Source organism: Streptomyces sp. NPDC029138 (assembly GCF_055564375.1).
Genome location: NZ_JBVHWM010000022.1, coordinates 77,393 through 93,637 on the forward strand (window position 1 = coordinate 77,393; position 16,245 = coordinate 93,637).

Annotated in this window: 16 protein-coding genes; 10 read left to right on the forward strand and 6 right to left on the reverse strand. The window is 73.1% G+C overall.

The annotated features are described in order from the left end of the window. Window positions 1–47: 47 nt before the first annotated feature. The 6 genes from ACZ4WH_RS19580 to ACZ4WH_RS19605 all read left to right on the forward strand — a co-directional run bounded on the left by ACZ4WH_RS19580 (window position 48) and on the right by ACZ4WH_RS19605 (window position 7,702). Window positions 48–2,087 (forward strand): bifunctional aldolase/short-chain dehydrogenase, encoded by a 2,040-nt coding sequence (locus tag ACZ4WH_RS19580; RefSeq protein WP_468181995.1) that lies wholly within the window; start codon window positions 48–50, stop codon window positions 2,085–2,087. Then, complete coding sequence (locus ACZ4WH_RS19585; protein ID WP_468181997.1) at window positions 2,084–3,532, forward strand: rhamnulokinase; 1,449 nt, start codon at window positions 2,084–2,086, stop codon at window positions 3,530–3,532. Before ACZ4WH_RS19580 ends, ACZ4WH_RS19585 begins: the two co-directional genes overlap by 4 nt. Before the next feature lie 72 nt (window positions 3,533–3,604). After that, window positions 3,605–4,360, forward strand: coding sequence for a (Fe-S)-binding protein (locus ACZ4WH_RS19590; protein WP_468181999.1), 756 nt, complete (start codon window positions 3,605–3,607; stop codon window positions 4,358–4,360). Further along, a complete protein-coding gene (locus ACZ4WH_RS19595) occupies window positions 4,357–5,835 on the forward strand; it encodes a LutB/LldF family L-lactate oxidation iron-sulfur protein (RefSeq protein WP_468182001.1) in 1,479 nt (492 codons plus the stop codon). The genes ACZ4WH_RS19590 and ACZ4WH_RS19595 overlap by 4 nt, the downstream gene beginning before the upstream one ends. Continuing rightward, window positions 5,832–6,473 (forward strand): LutC/YkgG family protein, encoded by a 642-nt coding sequence (locus ACZ4WH_RS19600; protein ID WP_468182003.1) that lies wholly within the window; start codon window positions 5,832–5,834, stop codon window positions 6,471–6,473. Before ACZ4WH_RS19595 ends, ACZ4WH_RS19600 begins: the two co-directional genes overlap by 4 nt. A gap of 74 nt (window positions 6,474–6,547) precedes the next feature. Continuing rightward, window positions 6,548–7,702, forward strand: a complete 1,155-nt coding sequence (locus ACZ4WH_RS19605) for an ABC transporter ATP-binding protein (protein ID WP_468182005.1) — start codon at window positions 6,548–6,550, stop codon at window positions 7,700–7,702. A 6-nt stretch (window positions 7,703–7,708) separates the two neighbouring features. On the opposite strand, the gene ACZ4WH_RS19610 is transcribed toward ACZ4WH_RS19605, so the two are convergent. The 5 genes from ACZ4WH_RS19610 to ACZ4WH_RS19630 all read right to left on the reverse strand — a co-directional run bounded on the left by ACZ4WH_RS19610 (window position 7,709) and on the right by ACZ4WH_RS19630 (window position 11,511). Beyond that, window positions 7,709–8,740, reverse strand: coding sequence for an ABC transporter substrate-binding protein (locus ACZ4WH_RS19610; RefSeq protein WP_468182007.1), 1,032 nt, complete (start codon window positions 8,738–8,740; stop codon window positions 7,709–7,711). Then, a complete protein-coding gene (locus ACZ4WH_RS19615; protein WP_468182009.1) occupies window positions 8,737–9,408 on the reverse strand; it encodes an ABC transporter permease in 672 nt (223 codons plus the stop codon). The genes ACZ4WH_RS19610 and ACZ4WH_RS19615 overlap by 4 nt, the downstream gene beginning before the upstream one ends. Continuing rightward, window positions 9,405–10,085, reverse strand: coding sequence for an ABC transporter permease (locus tag ACZ4WH_RS19620; protein WP_468182011.1), 681 nt, complete (start codon window positions 10,083–10,085; stop codon window positions 9,405–9,407). Before ACZ4WH_RS19620 ends, ACZ4WH_RS19615 begins: the two co-directional genes overlap by 4 nt. 141 nt (window positions 10,086–10,226) lie before the next feature. Beyond that, entirely contained in the window at window positions 10,227–10,628 is a 402-nt protein-coding gene (locus ACZ4WH_RS19625) for a MarR family winged helix-turn-helix transcriptional regulator (protein ID WP_468182072.1), read from the reverse strand. A 310-nt stretch (window positions 10,629–10,938) separates the two neighbouring features. Then, on the reverse strand, window positions 10,939–11,511 hold the full coding sequence (locus tag ACZ4WH_RS19630; RefSeq protein WP_468182013.1) for a TetR/AcrR family transcriptional regulator: 573 nt from the start codon (window positions 11,509–11,511) through the stop codon (window positions 10,939–10,941). A 135-nt stretch (window positions 11,512–11,646) separates the two neighbouring features. Between ACZ4WH_RS19630 and ACZ4WH_RS19635 the strand changes: the two genes are divergently transcribed. From ACZ4WH_RS19635 to ACZ4WH_RS19645, 3 genes are all read left to right on the forward strand, one after another. Further along, entirely contained in the window at window positions 11,647–12,504 is an 858-nt protein-coding gene (locus tag ACZ4WH_RS19635; RefSeq protein WP_468182015.1) for an AAA family ATPase, read from the forward strand. Then, entirely contained in the window at window positions 12,501–13,856 is a 1,356-nt protein-coding gene (locus tag ACZ4WH_RS19640; protein WP_468182017.1) for a vWA domain-containing protein, read from the forward strand. The genes ACZ4WH_RS19635 and ACZ4WH_RS19640 overlap by 4 nt, the downstream gene beginning before the upstream one ends. A 175-nt stretch (window positions 13,857–14,031) precedes the next feature. Beyond that, complete coding sequence (locus ACZ4WH_RS19645) at window positions 14,032–15,006, forward strand: D-cysteine desulfhydrase family protein (protein ID WP_468182019.1); 975 nt, start codon at window positions 14,032–14,034, stop codon at window positions 15,004–15,006. A gap of 70 nt (window positions 15,007–15,076) precedes the next feature. Here the strand turns inward: ACZ4WH_RS19645 and ACZ4WH_RS19650 are convergent, their stop codons facing one another. Beyond that, the gene (locus tag ACZ4WH_RS19650) at window positions 15,077–15,433 is read right to left on the reverse strand and encodes a cupin domain-containing protein (RefSeq protein ID WP_468182021.1); all 357 of its coding nucleotides are present in this window, start codon (window positions 15,431–15,433) and stop codon (window positions 15,077–15,079) included. Window positions 15,434–15,643: 210 nt separating this feature from the next. On the opposite strand from ACZ4WH_RS19650, the gene ACZ4WH_RS19655 reads away from it, so the two are divergent. After that, window positions 15,644–16,243: an HD domain-containing protein gene (locus tag ACZ4WH_RS19655; protein WP_468182023.1), complete on the forward strand. Its 600-nt coding sequence runs from the start codon at window positions 15,644–15,646 to the stop codon at window positions 16,241–16,243. Window positions 16,244–16,245 lie beyond the last annotated feature (2 nt).

A 16,245-nucleotide genomic window follows, 5' to 3' on the forward strand; every position in this document is an offset into this window, starting at 1 on the left:
CGCGCCCCTGCTTGTCCTCCCCCTCCCCTGAACAGGAACTGACTGCCATGTCGACCCATCCCGAAGTAGCCGCTCTCCTCGATCGCTCCCACCGGCTCGGCTCCGATCCCCGTAACACCAACTACGCCGGCGGTAACGCGTCCGCCAAAGGCACCGCCCCTGATCCCGTCACCGGGGGTGATGTGGAACTGATGTGGGTGAAGGGGTCCGGGGGCGACCTCGGCACGCTCACCGAAGCAGGGCTGGCCGTGTTGCGGCTGGACCGGTTGCGGGCCCTCGTGGACGTGTACCCCGGTGTCGAGCGCGAGGACGAGATGGTCGGCGCGTTCGACTACTGTCTGCACGGCAAGGGCGGGGCCGCGCCCTCCATCGACACCGCCATGCACGGGCTCGTCGACGCCGCGCACGTGGACCATCTGCATCCGGACTCGGGGATCGCGCTCGCGTGCGCGGCCGACGGGGAGAAGCTGACCGCCGAGTGCTTCGGGGACAGCGTGGTGTGGGTGCCGTGGCGGCGGCCCGGGTTCCAGCTGGGCCTGGACATCGCCGCGATCAAGGAGGCCAACCCGCAGGCCATCGGATGCGTCCTCGGCGGGCACGGGATCACCGCGTGGGGAGCGACGTCCGAGGAGTGTGAGCGCAACTCGCTGCACATCATCCGGACCGCCGAGGCGTTCCTCGCCGAGAAGGGGAAGGCCGAGCCGTTCGGGCCGGTCGTCGAGGGGTACGAGGCCCTGCCCGAGGCCGAGCGGAGGGAGCGGGCCGCCGCTCTCGCGCCGTACGTCCGGGCTCTGGCGTCACAGGACCGGCCGCAGGTCGGGCACTTCACCGACTCCGACGTCGTCCTCGACTTCCTCGCCCGCGCCGAGCACCCCCGGCTGGCCGCCCTCGGCACCTCCTGCCCCGACCACTTCCTGCGCACCAAGGTCCGGCCGCTCGTCCTGGACCAGCCGCCGGCCGCGCCGCTGGAGGACGCCGTCGCGCGGCTGCGCGAGCTGCACGCCGCGTACCGCGAGGAGTACGCCGCCTACTACCAGCGGCACGCCCGGCCCGACTCCCCCGCCATGCGCGGCGCCGATCCGGCCATCGTGCTCGTCCCGGGTGTCGGCATGTTCAGCTTCGGCAAGGACAAGCAGACCGCCCGGGTGGCGGGCGAGTTCTACGTCAACGCCATCAATGTCATGCGCGGGGCCGAGGCGGTGTCGTCGTACGCGCCGATCGAGGAAGCCGAGAAGTTCCGGATCGAGTACTGGGCGCTGGAGGAGGCCAAGCTCCAGCGGATGCCGAAGCCCAAGCCGCTCGCCACGCGGGTCGCGCTCGTGACGGGGGCCGGCAGCGGGATCGGGAAGGCCATCGCGCACCGGCTGGCGGCGGAGGGGGCGTGTGTCGTCGTCGCCGATCTGAACGCCGACGGCGCGGCGCGGGTCGCCGAGGAGCTGGGCGGGCCGGACAGGGCCGTCGCCGTCACCGTGGACGTCACCGACGAGGAGCAGATCGCCGCCGCGTTCAAGACGGCCGTCCTCGCCTTCGGCGGGGTGGACCTCGTCGTGAACAACGCCGGGATCTCCATCTCCAAGCCGCTGCTGGAGACGTCGGTGAGGGACTGGGACCTCCAGCACGACATCATGGCCCGCGGGTCCTTCCTCGTGTCGAGGGAAGCGGCGCGGGTGATGACCGTGCAGGGGCTGGGCGGTGACATCGTCTACATCGCCTCCAAGAACGCCGTGTTCGCCGGGCCGAACAACATCGCCTACTCCGCCACCAAGGCCGACCAGGCTCACCAGGTGCGGTTGCTCGCCGCCGAGTTGGGTGAGCACGGAATCCGGGTGAACGGGGTCAACCCGGACGGTGTGGTGCGCGGCTCCGGGATCTTCGCCGGGGGCTGGGGGGCGCAGCGGGCCGCGGTGTACGGGGTGCCGGAGGAGAAGCTGGGCGAGTTCTACGCGCAGCGGACGATCCTGAAGCGGGAGGTGCTGCCCGAGCACGTGGCGAACGCGGTGTTCGCGCTCACGGGCGGGGATCTCACGCACACCACCGGGCTGCACATCCCGGTCGACGCGGGTGTGGCGGCCGCTTTCCTGCGATGAGCACGGGCGTGAAGTCGTACGCCGCGGTGGATCTCGGCGCCTCCAGCGGGCGGGTGATGGTGGGGCGGGTGAGCGCGGACTCGGTGGAGCTGAGCGAGGCGCACCGGTTCTCCAACCGGCCGGTGCGCGTCCCGGAGGGGCTGCGCTGGGACGTTCTGGCGCTCTACGGCGGTGTCCTCGACGGGCTGCGGGCGGCCGGCCCCGTGGACTCCGTGGGCGTCGACAGCTGGGCCGTCGACTACGGCCTGCTGGACGCCGACGGGGCCCTGCTCGGCAACCCGGTGCACTATCGCGACGCCCGCACCGAGGGCGTCGCGGAGAAGGTGTGGGCGACCGTGCCGGCGGCGGAGCTGTACGCGGCGACGGGCATCCAGTACGCGCCGTTCAACACCCTCTACCAGCTGACGGCCGCCCGGGCGTCGGACCAGTTCGCCCATGCCAGGCGGCTGTTGCTCATCCCGGACCTGCTGACGTACTGGCTCACCGGCGAGCAGGGCACCGAGCTGACCAACGCCTCCACCACCCAGCTCGTCGATCCCCGGACGCGGGACTGGTCGTACGAGGTCGCCGAGCGGCTGGGGATCGACCTCGGCCTGTTCGCGCCGCTGCGGCAGCCGGGCGACCCGGCCGGGACGCTGCGGCCGGAGGTGCTGGCGGAGACGGGCCTCACCGGTCCGGTGCCGGTGACGGCCGTCGGCTCGCACGACACCGCGTCGGCGGTGGCCGCCGTCCCGGCGACCGGGGAGCGCTTCGCCTACATCTGCACCGGCACCTGGTCCCTGGCCGGCCTGGAACTGTCCGCTCCTGTCCTCACCGAGGAGAGCCGGGCCGCGAACTTCACCAATGAGCTGGGACTCGACGGCACCGTCCGCTATCTGCGGAACATCATGGGGCTGTGGCTGCTCCAGGAGTGCGTACGGGCCTGGGGCGAGCCGGACCTGGGGGTGCTGCTGCGGGAGGCGGCGACCGTGCCGGCGCTGCGCGCGGTGGTGGACGCCGGCGACGAGGCGTTCCTGGCGCCGGGGCGGATGCCGGAGCGGATCGCCGAGGCGTGCCGGGCGTCGGGGCAGCCGGTGCCGCAGACCCGGGCCGAGATCACCCGGTGCATCCTCGACTCGCTGGCCCTCGCCCACCGGCGGGCCGTGGTGGACGCGCAGCGGCTGGCCGACCATCCGGTGGACGTGGTGTACCTGGTCGGCGGCGGCACCCGCAACGCGCTGCTGTGCCAGCTGACGGCCGACGCCTGCGGGCTGCCGGTGGTGGCGGGCGCCACCGAGGCGGCGGCCCTCGGCAACGTCCTCGTGCAGGCCCGCGCGCACGGGCTCGTCGGCGATCTCGCCGCCCAGCGCCGGCTGCTCACCCGGACCCAGCCGCTCACCCGGTACACGCCCCGCGGCGACACCGATCGGTGGCGGGCGGCCCAGGCCCGGCTCGCCACGCGGTGAGCCGTGGTCTCCCGTCGGCGCCACCCGCCGACTACCCTGCACTCGTCCGATGACCGACACCGAGGAGCCGCGATGCGTGTCGCCCTGTTCCTGACCTGTGTCAACGACACGCTGTATCCGGACACCGGCCGAGCCGTGGTGAAGCTGCTGACCAGGCTGGGTGTCGACGTCGACTTCCCGATGGCGCAGACCTGCTGCGGGCAGGCCCACTACAACACCGGCTACCGGCACGAGGCCGAACCGCTGGCCCGGCATTTCTCCGATGTCTTCGGGGGGTACGAGGCGATCGTGACCCCGTCCGGGTCGTGCGGGGCGATGGTGCGGGAGCTGTATCCACGCATGGGCGAGCGGGCCCGGGCCGAGGGGCGCGGGGACGCGCTGGCGCGGACGCTGGCGCCGGTGGTGCCGAAGACGTACGAGCTGACGGAGTTCCTGGTCGACGTGCTCGGGGTGACGGACGTCGGCGCGTACTACCCGCACAAGGTGACCTATCACCCGACCTGCCACGGGCTGCGCGGGCTCGGGCTCGGCGACCGGCCGCGCCGGCTGCTCCAGGCCGTCAAGGGGCTGGAGCTGGTCGAACTGCCGGGCGCGGAGGAGTGCTGCGGGTTCGGCGGCACCTTCGCGCTGAAGAACGCGGAGGTGTCGGCGGCGATGGGCGCGGACAAGGTGCGCAACGCGGAGTCGACCGGCGCGGAGGTGCTGTGCGCGGCCGACAACTCGTGTCTGATGCACCTGGGCGGGACGATGAGCCGGCTGCGCACGGACATGCGGCCGGTGCACATCGCGGAGATCCTGGCGAGCACGGAGGAGGAACCGGCGCTATGACCGGAACGTTCGTCGGTATGCCGGCCTTCCCGAAGGCCGCGCACGACGCCGTCCGCAACCCCACCCTGCGGGGCAATCTGCGGCACGCCACCCACACCATCCGGGCCAAACGGGCCAAGGCGGTGGCCGAGTTGTCCGACTGGGCCGCGCTGCGCGAGGCGGGTAAGCGGATCAAGGACCACACCCTGCGCCATCTCGACCGGTATCTCGTCCAGTTGGAGGAGTCGGTCACCGCGGCCGGCGGTACGGTCCACTGGGCGGTGGACGCCGAGGAGGCCAACCGGATCGTCGCCCGGCTGGTCAAGGAGACCGGCGAGTCGGAGGTCGTGAAGGTCAAGTCGATGGCCACGCAGGAGATCGGCCTCAACGAAGCCCTGGAGGCCGAGGGCATCCGGGCCTACGAGACCGATCTCGCCGAGCTGATCGTGCAGTTGGGCAAGGACCGCCCCTCGCACATCCTGGTCCCGGCCATCCACCGCAACCGCGGCGAGATCCGGGACATCTTCCGCGCCGAGATGGGTGAGTGGGGCCGCCCGGCCCCGGAGGGCCTGACGGACACGCCCGCCGAACTCGCCGAGGCGGCCCGGCTGCACCTGCGGGAGAAGTTCCTGCGCGCCAAGGTCGGCGTCTCCGGCGCCAACTTCATGGTCGCCGAGACCGGCACGCTGGTCGTCGTGGAGTCCGAGGGCAACGGCCGGATGTGCCTGACCCTGCCGGAGACGCTGATCTCGGTCGTCGGCATCGAGAAGATCGTGCCCACCTGGCGCGACCTGGAGGTCTTCCTCCAGACCCTCCCCCGCTCCTCCACCGCCGAACGCATGAACCCGTACACGAGCATGTGGACGGGGACGACGGACGGCGACGGCCCGAGCACCTTCCACCTGGTCCTGCTCGACAACGGCCGCACCGACACCCTCGCCGACCAGGTCGGCCGCCAGGCACTGCGCTGCATCCGCTGCTCGGCCTGTCTGAACGTGTGCCCGGTGTACGAGCGGGCGGGCGGGCACGCCTACGGCTCGGTCTACCCGGGCCCCATCGGCGCCATCCTCAGCCCCCAGCTCCGGGGCACGGCCAGCGAGATCGACGCCTCCCTGCCGTACGCGTCGAGCCTGTGCGGGGCCTGCTACGACGTGTGCCCGGTCGCCATCGACATCCCCGAGGTGCTGGTCCATCTGCGGGAGCGGGTGGTCGAGGGCGGTCCGGCGGTACGGCAGGGCAACACGGTGGTGCTCCAGCCGGCGAAGGGGCACGCGGCCGAGCGGGCGGCGATGCGGGCGGCGCGCTGGGCGTTCACGCACCCCGGCGCCCTGCGCACGGGCCAGCGGCTGGCCTCCCGGACCCGCCGGCTGCACCCGCGTACCCTGCCGGGCCCCGGCCGGGCGTGGAGCGGCACCCGGGACCTGCCGGCCGTACCGCCGGAACCCTTCCGGGACTGGTGGCAGCGCACGCGCGGCGGGAAGGACGGTGCGAAGTGAGCAGCAGGGAGCGGATTCTGGGCCGGGTGCGGCGCGCGCTCGCGGACGTGCCCGCGGACGAGGGGCCGTACGAGGAGGCCGTGCCCCGGGACTATCTGCGCGAGCACGGGCAGCGGACCATCGAGGAGACGGTGGAGCTGCTGGCGGAGAACCTGGTGGACTACCGGGCGATCGTGCACCGCTGCGACGCGGAGGAGCTGCCGCTGCTCGTCATGCGGCTGCTCGCCGAGCGCGGCTCCGAGGAGGTGCTGGTTCCGCCGTGGCTGCCGCCGGAGTGGCTGTCCGCCGCCGATCCCGTGCGGATCCACGACCGGACGGCGGACACCGCTCAGCGCCTGGACCGGGTGGGCAGCGTGGTGACGGGATGTGCCGTGGCGATCGCCGAGACCGGCACGATCGTGCTCGACGGCTCCCCGGACCAGGGCCGGCGCCGTATCTCGCTCGTCCCGGACCACCACATCTGTGTCGTCCGCGTCCCGGACCAGGTCGTCTCCTCCGTTCCCCAGGCCCTCGAACGCCTCGACCCGGCCCGCCCGTTGACCTGGATCTCGGGCCCGTCGGCCACCAGCGACATCGAACTGGACCGGGTGGAGGGCGTGCACGGCCCCCGCACCCTGGAGGTGATCCTGCTCGGCTGACCGCGCATCCCGGGCGTCCGCCGGTCGGGGCAGGACGGAATGAAGCGTGCGGCGTCCTGCCGTAGCGTGAGGGAATGATCCGGTTCGAGCAGGTCACCAAGCGGTATCCGGACGGTACGACGGCCGTGGACGACCTCTCCTTCGAGGTGGCCGAGGGGGAACTCGTCACGCTCGTCGGGCCGTCCGGGTGCGGCAAGACGACGACCATGATGATGGTGAACCGGCTCATCGAGCCGACCTCCGGCCGGATCCTCGTCGGCGGCGAGGACATCGCGACCGTCGACCCGGTCCGGCTGCGCCGCCGCATCGGGTACGTCATCCAGCAGGTGGGCCTCTTCCCGCACCGCACCGTCCTGGACAACACCGCGACCGTGCCCGCGCTGCTCGGCTGGAGGCGGGCGAAGGCGCGGGCCCGGGCGGCCGAGCTGCTGGACCTGGTGGGACTCGACCCGAAGACGTACGGGCCGCGCTATCCGGAGCAGCTGTCCGGCGGGCAGCGGCAGCGGGTCGGCGTGGCACGGGCGCTGGCCGCGGATCCGCCGGTGCTGCTGATGGACGAGCCGTTCGGCGCGGTCGACCCGGTGGTGCGCGAGCAGTTGCAGGACGAGTTCCTGCGGATGCAGGCGGCGGTGCGCAAGACGGTGCTGCTGGTCACGCACGACATCGAGGAGGCCGTCCGGCTCGGCGACCGCATCGCCGTGTACGGGCAGGGCCGCATCGAGCAGTTCGACACGCCGGGCGCGGTGCTCGGGTCGCCCGCGACGCCGTACGTCGCCTCCTTCGTGGGCGCCGACCGGGGGCTGAAGCGGCTGTCGGTCACCGCGATCGAGCCGGACGACCTGGAGCAGCCGCCCGTGGCCCGCGCGGACGAGCCCGCAGCGCGGGCGCTGGACCGGCTGCGGTCCGAGGGTGCCCGCTGGGCGGTGGTCCTGGACTCGGGCGGTGACCTGCACGGCTGGGTCGGCATCGAGGAACTGCCGGCGGGCGGCACGGTCGGGGACCTCGCCCACCGCATGACCGCCTGGGTGCCGGTCGGCGCGCCGCTGAAGCAGGCGTTCGGGGTGATGCTCCAGCACGACGCCGGATGGGTCGCCGTGCTGGACGGGGCCCGGTTCCTCGGCGTGCTCACCCCGGCGAAGCTGCACGAGGCGCTGCGCCGCTCGGTGGACGCCGACGCGCGCGGGGTCACGCGGGGTCAGGTGCCGTTCGACTCGGTGGCGGACGCCTGAGCGAGGTCACTTCAGCAGGCCCTTGTCCTTGAGATAGGCGCGGGCCACGTCGGCCGGCAGCCGCCGCCGGCTGTCCACCTGCCGGTTCATGGCGGCCAGGTCGTCGGTGGTGAGGACGTCGCTGAGCCTGTCGAGCGCCTTCGCCACGCCCGCACCGCCCGCGCGGGAGCGGTTGACGACCGGGACCACGTAGTCGGCGTTCTGGAGACGCTTGTCGTCGGCGAGCAGGACCAGACCGAAGGAGTCGAGGGTGGCGTCGGTGGTGGTGGTCAGCACCATCTGGTCCCTGCCTTCCTGCACGGCCCGCTTGGCCTGGGTGGTGCCGACACCCTTGGGATCGATGCCGGTGATGTCGATGCCGTACACCTTCTTCAGCCCGGGCGCGCAGTACGGCCGTCGCACGCACTCGTCGCCCGCCGCGAGCCGCACCTTCAGCCCGGAGGCGCCGAGGTCGCTGAGGGTCCTGAGGTGATGCCGGCGGGCGTAGGCGGCGGTCACCGCGAAGGCGTTCTGGTCGACGGCCCGGCCCGGCGGGAGGACGGTGAGACCGCGGGGTGCGGCGAGGGCGCGCAGGGCCTTCATCGTGGCGCCGAGGTCGGGCGAGCCGGCCGGGGGCGCGTCCGCGCCGTGGGTCTTGGCGCTCAGCCAGTCGGCCAAGGTCGCCGCGTACTCGGGCACGACGTCGATCTGGCCGGACTCCAGGGCGGGTTCGTACAGCTCCCGGTTGGCGACCGTGAGGAGGGACGTCTTGTAGCCGGCCTGGTCGAGCAGCTGCGCGTACATCTGGGCGAGCAGATCGCTCTCGGTGAAGCCGGCCGAGCCGATGGTCAGGTGCCGGCTGTCCCCGGGCGGCGCGGTGATCTGGCCGCGGTCCTCCAGGGACGGTCCGGTGGCACAGGCGCCGAGCGCGAGGAGCGTGGCCGTGGCACATGCGGTACGGCGGCCGAGGAGGGCGGCGACGCCGCGTGCCGTACGGCCGAGGCGTGGCGCGCGGCCGCCGAGGAGGGTGGCGGCGACGCGTGTCGTGCGGCCTCTCATCGGCCGCCCCTGACCCATACCGGTGCCAGTCGCTCGGCGATCTCGAAGACGGCCTCGACGAGCAGGGCGAACACCGCGACGAGCAGCGCGCCCGCGAGCACCTGGGGTGTGCTGGCGAGGTTGAAGCCCGCCGTGATGATCCGGCCGAGGCCACCGCCGCCCGCGAGCGCGGCGATCGTGGCGGTGGCGACGAGCTGGACGGCGGCGATCCGCACGCCGCTCAGCAGCAGGGGGAGCGAAAGGGGCAGTTCCACGTGAAACAGCAGCTGTCGGCCGGTCATCCCCATGCCCCGGGCGGCCTGGACGACGCTGCGGTCGACCTCGCGCACGCCGACGTAGGCGTTGGTGAGCAGCGGTGGTACGGCGAACAGCACCAGGGCGACCACCGTGGGGCCGTCGCCCCACCTCCCGACCGGGGTCAGCAGGAGCAGGACCAGGACGGCGAAGGTGGGCACGGCCCGGCCGACGTTGGAGATGTTCACGGCGAGCGCGCCGCCCTTGCCGAGGTGGCCGAGGACGAGCGCGACGGGCAGCGCGATCAGGCAGCTGAGGAGCAGGCAGACGACGGTGAGCAGGAGGTGCTGGAGCAGCCGGTGCCGGATGCCGTCGTCGCCCGACCAGTGCGCGGGGTCGGTGAGCCAGTCCCAGGCGGCGGTGAGGGTGCTCACGAGCGGGCCGCCCGCGTCCAGGGGGTGATCAGCCGCTGTACGCCCAGCAGGAGCAGGTCGGCGGCGACGGCGATCAGCACGCACAGCACGGACGCGGTGAGCACCTGGGCCTTGAAGTAGGTGTTCATGCCGGCGTAGATGAGGTTGCCGAGACCGCCGAAGCCGACGATCGCGCCGACCGTGAGCAGGGAGACCGCCGAGACGGTGGCGATGCGCAGGCCGGCCATCGCGGCGGGCAGGGCGAGGGGCAGCTCCACGGTGAGGAGCAGCCGGATGGGGCCGTAGCCGAGGCCCCGGGCGGCCTGCCGGGTCTCCTCCGGGACGGCGCGCAGGCCCGCGAGGACGTTCCGGACGAGCAGGGTGAGCGAGTACAGCACCAGTCCGGCGACGACCAGGGTGGCCGAGAGGCCGTAGAGGGGCAGGAGCAGGGAGAACATGGCCAGCGACGGGATGGTGTAGAGGATCGTCGTCACGGCGAGCACCGGCCCGGCCGCCCAGCCCCAGCGGCGGGCCAGCACCGCGAGCGGCAACGCGACGACCAGGCCGATCAGGACCGACAGGAAGGTCAGCTGGAGGTGCTGGACGACCGCGTCGAGCAGGATCTGTCGGCGGGTGCTCAGATAGGCGCCGCAGATCCATTCGTTGCGCGCGAGGCAGTCGTCCGGGGACGCGGTCACGGGTCCATTGGACCGGGCGGACGAGGGGGGTAGCGCGTTGGGGTGGCCCGGACGGGGGACAGGACGCGGGCGAGGGTCGCCGAGGATCGCCGACCGCTTGCTCCCGCAGGACGCGTCCCGTGTCCCCCGGGGCAGGAAAGCTCAGTCCTCCGCGCTGATCTTCTCGATGACGAGATCGGCGATCTCCGCCAGCAGGGTGATCTGACCTGGGGAGAGGTGGTCCATAAAGAGCTGCCGGACGTCCTCCACATGACGCGGGGCGGCGGCGGCGACCGCCGCACGGCCTTCATCGGTGACCGTGACGAAGGTTCCGCGTCTGTCGTCGGCGCATTCCTCCCGACTGATCAGGCCCCGCTTCGCCATGCGTCCCAACTGGTGCGACAGCCGGCTCTTCTCCCACCCCAGGACTCTGGCCAGCTCCAGAATGCGCAGCCGCCCGTCGGCCACGCGGGTCAGCTCCGCCAGCACGGTGTAGTCCGCGCCGGACAGTCCGAACTCGCTCTGGAGGGACCGGCCCGTCCGGTTGACCAGCAGATCGTTCATCCGCATCAGGCCACGCCATGCCCGAAGCTCGGTCTCCGACAGCCAGCGGGGTCCGTCATTCATGGGTCCAGCCTACGGAACGGCTGACTCGCCCTGTGCCGCCGGCGGCGCGGGAGTCCGGTCGGCCGGAGTCCGGCCGCTGGCTGACGGCGATGCCGGCCGCTCGGAAGCGCGTGGAACCGGGCCGCAGTGCGCGGTCCGCGGCGTCGGGGCTCGGTTCGGTCATCAGCCGCTCACCCGGCTGCTGTTCGTGCGGACGAGCGCCGTGTCACGGCGCCTGGCGTCGATGGTCCTGGGCGACCGTGGCGGCTCAGCGGACTCCCGCCGCGTCCAGCAGGGCCGTCACCGTCGCTGTGGCGAGTCCGTCGTCCAGGCGTTCCACCCGGGCGCCGGTGCGGGCGCTGGCGCCGTCGAAGACGAGCAGGAGCTGGCGCGCGAGCAGCTCGGGGTCCCGCGCGCCGCCCCGCTCGGCCTCCGCGCGGAAGGCGCTCAGCAGGGTCTCCTTGGCCTCGCGGGCGACCACGCTCGCCGGATGCTCGGGGTCCTTCACCTCGACCAGCACGGCGAGGTAGGGGCAGCCGTGGTACTCGGGGTCCGTGGAGCCCTGCTCCATCTGTGCGAAGACGTACAGGATGCTCTCGCGCGGGGTCACGGCCGACGCATCGGGGTGCGTCAGCCGGGCCTGGTATCCCGGCATCCGCTGCTCCAGGCTCGCGGCCAGCATCTCGTCCTTGCTGTCGAAGAGCTGGTACATCGACCGCTTGGAGACGCCCGCCTCCCGGCACAGCGCCTCGATGCCGATGGAGACACCCTCGCGGTAGGAGAGCCGCGCGGCGGCGTCGAGCAGCCGGTCGCGGGGGGACGCCTTCTGTGTGCTGGTCATACCGTGAGGTTACCGCGACGTCGCGCGATGGACACCGATCGGTGTATACCATGGCGCGGGAGCTGAACAAGCGCTTAGATAGGAGATCGGATTCTGTTCCGCTCCTTCCCTCTCCCCGACCCGCCGGAGGCCCCGTTGTTCACGTCCGTCGACGACGTCTCCGCCCGCCTCGCCGAGGCCGGCTATCTGGCCTCGCCCGCCGTCGCCACGACCGTGTTCCTCGCCGCCCGGCTGGGCAAGCCGCTGCTGGTGGAGGGCCCTGCCGGGGTCGGCAAGACCGAGCTGGCCAAGGCCGTCGCCCAGGTGGCCGATGCCCGGCTGGTCCGGCTCCAGTGCTACGAGGGCGTGGACGAGTCCCGGGCCCTGTACGAGTGGAACCACGCCAAGCAGCTGCTGCGCATCAGCGCGGGCCGCGGCGAGAGCTGGGACGAGGCCCGTACCGACATCTTCACCGAGGAGTTCCTGCTCCCCCGCCCGCTGCTGACCGCCATCCGCGGCGACGAGCCGACCGTGCTGCTCATCGACGAGACCGACAAGGCCGACGTCGAGATGGAGGGGCTGCTGCTGGAGGTGCTCAGCGACTTCCAGGTCACGGTCCCGGAGCTGGGCACGGTCACCGCGACCCGCCGCCCGTTCGTCGTCCTCACCTCCAACGCCGGCCGCGAGCTGTCCGAGGCGCTGCGCCGCCGCTGCCTGTTCCTGCACATCGGCTTCCCCGAGGAGGAGCTGGAGCGGCGGATCGTACGGCTGAAGGTGCCGGGCCTCGACGCGGCGCTGACCGAGTCCGTGGTCCGGGTGGTCGGGGCGCTGCGCGCGATGGACCTGCGCAAGGTGCCGTCCGTCGCCGAGACCATCGACTGGGCCCGCACCCTGCTCGCCCTGGGCGCCGGCACGCTGGACGAGACCGTCGTACGGGACACCCTCGGGGTGATCCTCAAGCATCAGGACGACATCCAGAAGGCGGCGGCCAAGCTCGACCTGGACGCGCTGTGACCGCCGTCGCCGACCGGGTCACCGGCCTGGCCGCGGCGCTGCGCGCGCACGGCGTGCGGATCGGCACCGGGGAGACCGTCGACGCGGCCCGCGCGGTGGAGGTGCTGGGCCTAGCGGACCGGGAGCTGCTGCGCGAGGGGCTGGCCGCGACGCTGCTGCACGGACCGGGCCAACGGGCCCTGTTCGACTCGGTCTTCGACCTCTACTTCCCGCGTGGAGTCGGCGGTCCCGAGGACGCTCCCCGGGACCGGGAGACCCTGCGTGACCGGCTCGCCGATGCGCTGGCCGCCGACGACCGGGCGCTGATGGCCCAGTTGGCGGCGGAGGCGGTCGACGGCCTGGGGGGATACGGGAGTTCTCCGGGCTCGGACGGCTGGTCGGCGTACCAGACCCTGGACCGGCTGCGTCCGCAGACCCTGCTGGCCCGGGTCCGGGCCGACGTCCGGGGCCGCGCCGGCAACAGCGGCGCCGGGTTCGCGGACCGGCTGCTGGACGACGAGATCCGGCGCCGCATCGAGGAGTTCCGGCGGCTGGTCGGCGCGGAGGCGCGACGCCGGGTGGCCGAGCGGCGGGGGCGGGACGAGATCGCGCGGCGCGGTGTGCGGCCGACCGCCGACCGGGTCGACTTCCTGATCGCGAACCGGGACCAGCTGGCCGAACTGCGCAGGGCGGTCCAGCCGTTGGCGCGCAAGCTGGCCACCCGGCTCGCCGCGCGCCGCCGCCGGGCCGCGCGCGGCACCATCGACCTGCGCCGCACCCTGCGCTCCTCGCTGTCCACGGGGGGCGTGCCGATGCGGCCGGTGCTGCGGCGGCGCCGCCCGGTCCGGCCCGAACTGGTGCTGCTCTGCGATGTGTCCGGCTCGGTGTCCGGCTTCTCGGACTTCACCATGCTCCTCGTGCAGGCCCTGCACGACCAGTTCAGCAAGGTGCGCGTGTTCGCTTTCGTCAACCGGCTCGACGAGGTCACCGGCCTGCTCGACCACGGCCGCGCCGACCCCGACGGGCTCGGCGCCCGCATCCGTGCCGAGGCCACGCTCACCGGCTGGCACGGCAGCAGCGACTACGGCATGGCGCTGGGCGAGTTCACCGAGCGGTACGGCGGTGCGGTGGGGCCGCGTACCACGGTGTTCGTCCTCGGTGACGCCCGTACGAACATGAGCGACCCGAACCTCCCCGCCGTACGCGAGCTGGCCCGGCGGGCCCGGCGCGTCTACTGGCTCAACCCCGAGCCGCACGACCGCTGGGGCACCGGCGACTCGGCCGCGCCGGCGTATGCGGAGCTGGTGGAGATGCACGAGTGCCGTACGGCCGCCCAGCTCAGCGGGCTGATCGCGGGCCTGCTGCCGGTGTGACGCGGGACGAGTGGCCGTGATCGGCCGGCCTGCCCGCGCGGCCGCTCGTGATCGGCCCGCTCCGCACCGCCGTACAGCTCAGGACGCTGATCATGGACCTCACCACCGGTATGACGCCGGGCGCCCGGCCGTGATCGACTGGTACCCACGCCGACACCGACTCGAGGACGTCACCATGACCCACCCGCCCGTGCCGCTGGGCACCTTCCCCACCCCTCTGGAACCGGCGCCCCGACTGGCCGCCGCGCTCGGGCTCGGGCCGGAGGACCTGTGGGTGAAACGGGACGACCTGACCGGCCTGGGCAGCGGTGGGAACAAGATCCGCAAGCTGGAGTGGACGGTGGGCGCGGCCCTCGCCGAGGGCGCGGACACGCTCGTGACCACCGGCGCCCCGCAGAGCAACCACGCCCGGCTGACCGCCGCCGCGGGCGCCCGCCTGGGGCTGGACGTCGTCCTCGTCCTGCGCGGCACCGCGGGCGCCTCCCGCTCCGGGAACCTCGCCCTGGACGGCCTGTTCGGGGCCCGGCTCGCCTGGGCCGGCGAGGTGGACCAGGCCGGGCTGGACTCGGCGGCGGCCGAGGTCTGCGCGCGCCTGCGGTCCGACGGCGCCCGCCCGGCACTGATCCCGTTCGGCGGCTCCAGCACGCTGGGAGCCAGGGGGTACGTACGCTGCGGCACGGAGCTGCGCGAGGAACTGCCGGGCCTGCGCACGGTCGTGGTGGCCCTCGGCTCGGGCGGCACCATGGCCGGGCTGGTCGCGGCCCTGGGCAGCGGGTCGGTACTCGGCGTCGACGTGGGCGCGCTGGCCGATCCGGCCCCGGCGGTGGCGGGGTTCGCCGCACCGCTCACGGCGGAGGAGGTCACGCCGGACGCGCTGCGGATCCGCCGGGACCAGGTGGGCGCCGGCTACCCGACCCTCACCGCGCCGGTACGCGAAGCCCTCCACCTCGCCGCCCGCACCGAGGGCCTGGTCCTCGACCCCATCTACACCGGCCGCGCCCTGGCCGGTCTGCGCGCCGCGGTCCGCGACGGCACCGTCCGCCCGGGCGAGCGGACGGTCTTCCTCCACTCCGGCGGCCTCCCGGGCCTGTTCGGCCACACGGACACGATCGCCTTCGCGGAGGAGGGGGCAAGGGTTTTCGACGCGTAGACCAACCCCGCCGGACCGAACCAGGGCGGCCCCGCGGGCAAGGAAACGGGCGTACGGATGCGGCGCTTCGCTAACCCTTCGCGTACTCGTTCGCCATCGTCCCGGCGAAGTCGTACACCACGACCTGCTCGTCGCCGACCACCCAGGCGTCGTGTCCGGGCGGGCACACGAAGACGTCGCCCGGACCGACCTCGCTCTCGCCGCCGTCGTCCATACGGAGGCGCAGCCGGCCCTGCGCCACGTACCCGTTGTGGTGGACCATGCAGCTCTCGGTGCCCGCGATCGGCCCCACGCACTCCGACCAGCGCCACCCGGGTTCGAACGTGCCCACCGCGAAGTCGAGCCCGGTCAGGTGGAGTGCTTCGATGTGGCCGCGCGGGAAGTCGCGCCGTTCGTCCGGCTTCTCGACCGTCTTCACTTCCAGCATGACGGTGTCTCCCTTCCGGCCGCTGACCGCCGGGGCCGGCCTCCGTCCCCCGGCGGCCTAGGACGGCACCGGCGCTGCGGCGGCGACCGCGCCCCACACGACCATCGTCGGCCCCGCGACCCGGCGCCGCCATCCAGAGCAGGCGGGACAACGATGTCAGCGGAAGCAACGGACGGATCGTGGACATCAGTCGATGATTACTCTGGCCCGGTGACAGTCAGCGACACACCGTCGATCGCGACGGACGAGATCGACGATCCGCCCCTGCGTCCGCTGCCCGAACGGGCCGCGCTGCTACTGGAACAAGTCGACGCGCCGCCCCGGCTGGTGGCCCACCTCAGGGCGGTGCACGAGGTCGCGGCGCAGCTCGTGGCATGGGTGCGACGGCACTGTCCGCAGCTGGAGTTGGACGCGGAAGCGGTCCTGTTCGGTGCCGCCACCCACGACATCGGCAAGGCCCTGCACCCGGCCGAGCTGTCCGGCCCCGGCGCGCAACACGAGGCGGCGGGGCGCGAGTTGCTGCTGGCGCACGGCGTGCCGGCCGGCCTCGCCCGGTTCGCCGGCACCCACGCGTCCTGGACGGCTCCCGGGACCGGCGCGGAGGACCTGCTGGTGAGCCTGGCCGACAAGGTCTGGAAGAACAAACGCGTCCCGGAGCTGGAGGACCTGGTGGTGGCGCGGCTGGCCGAGGCCGACGGACGGCCGGCCTGGCAGTGGTTCATGGAGCTGGACGAAACCCTGACCGCCGTAGGGGAGGGCGCGGACCGTAGGCTGGCGTACCAGATGTCCCACCCTCTCAGCCGAAGGTGACC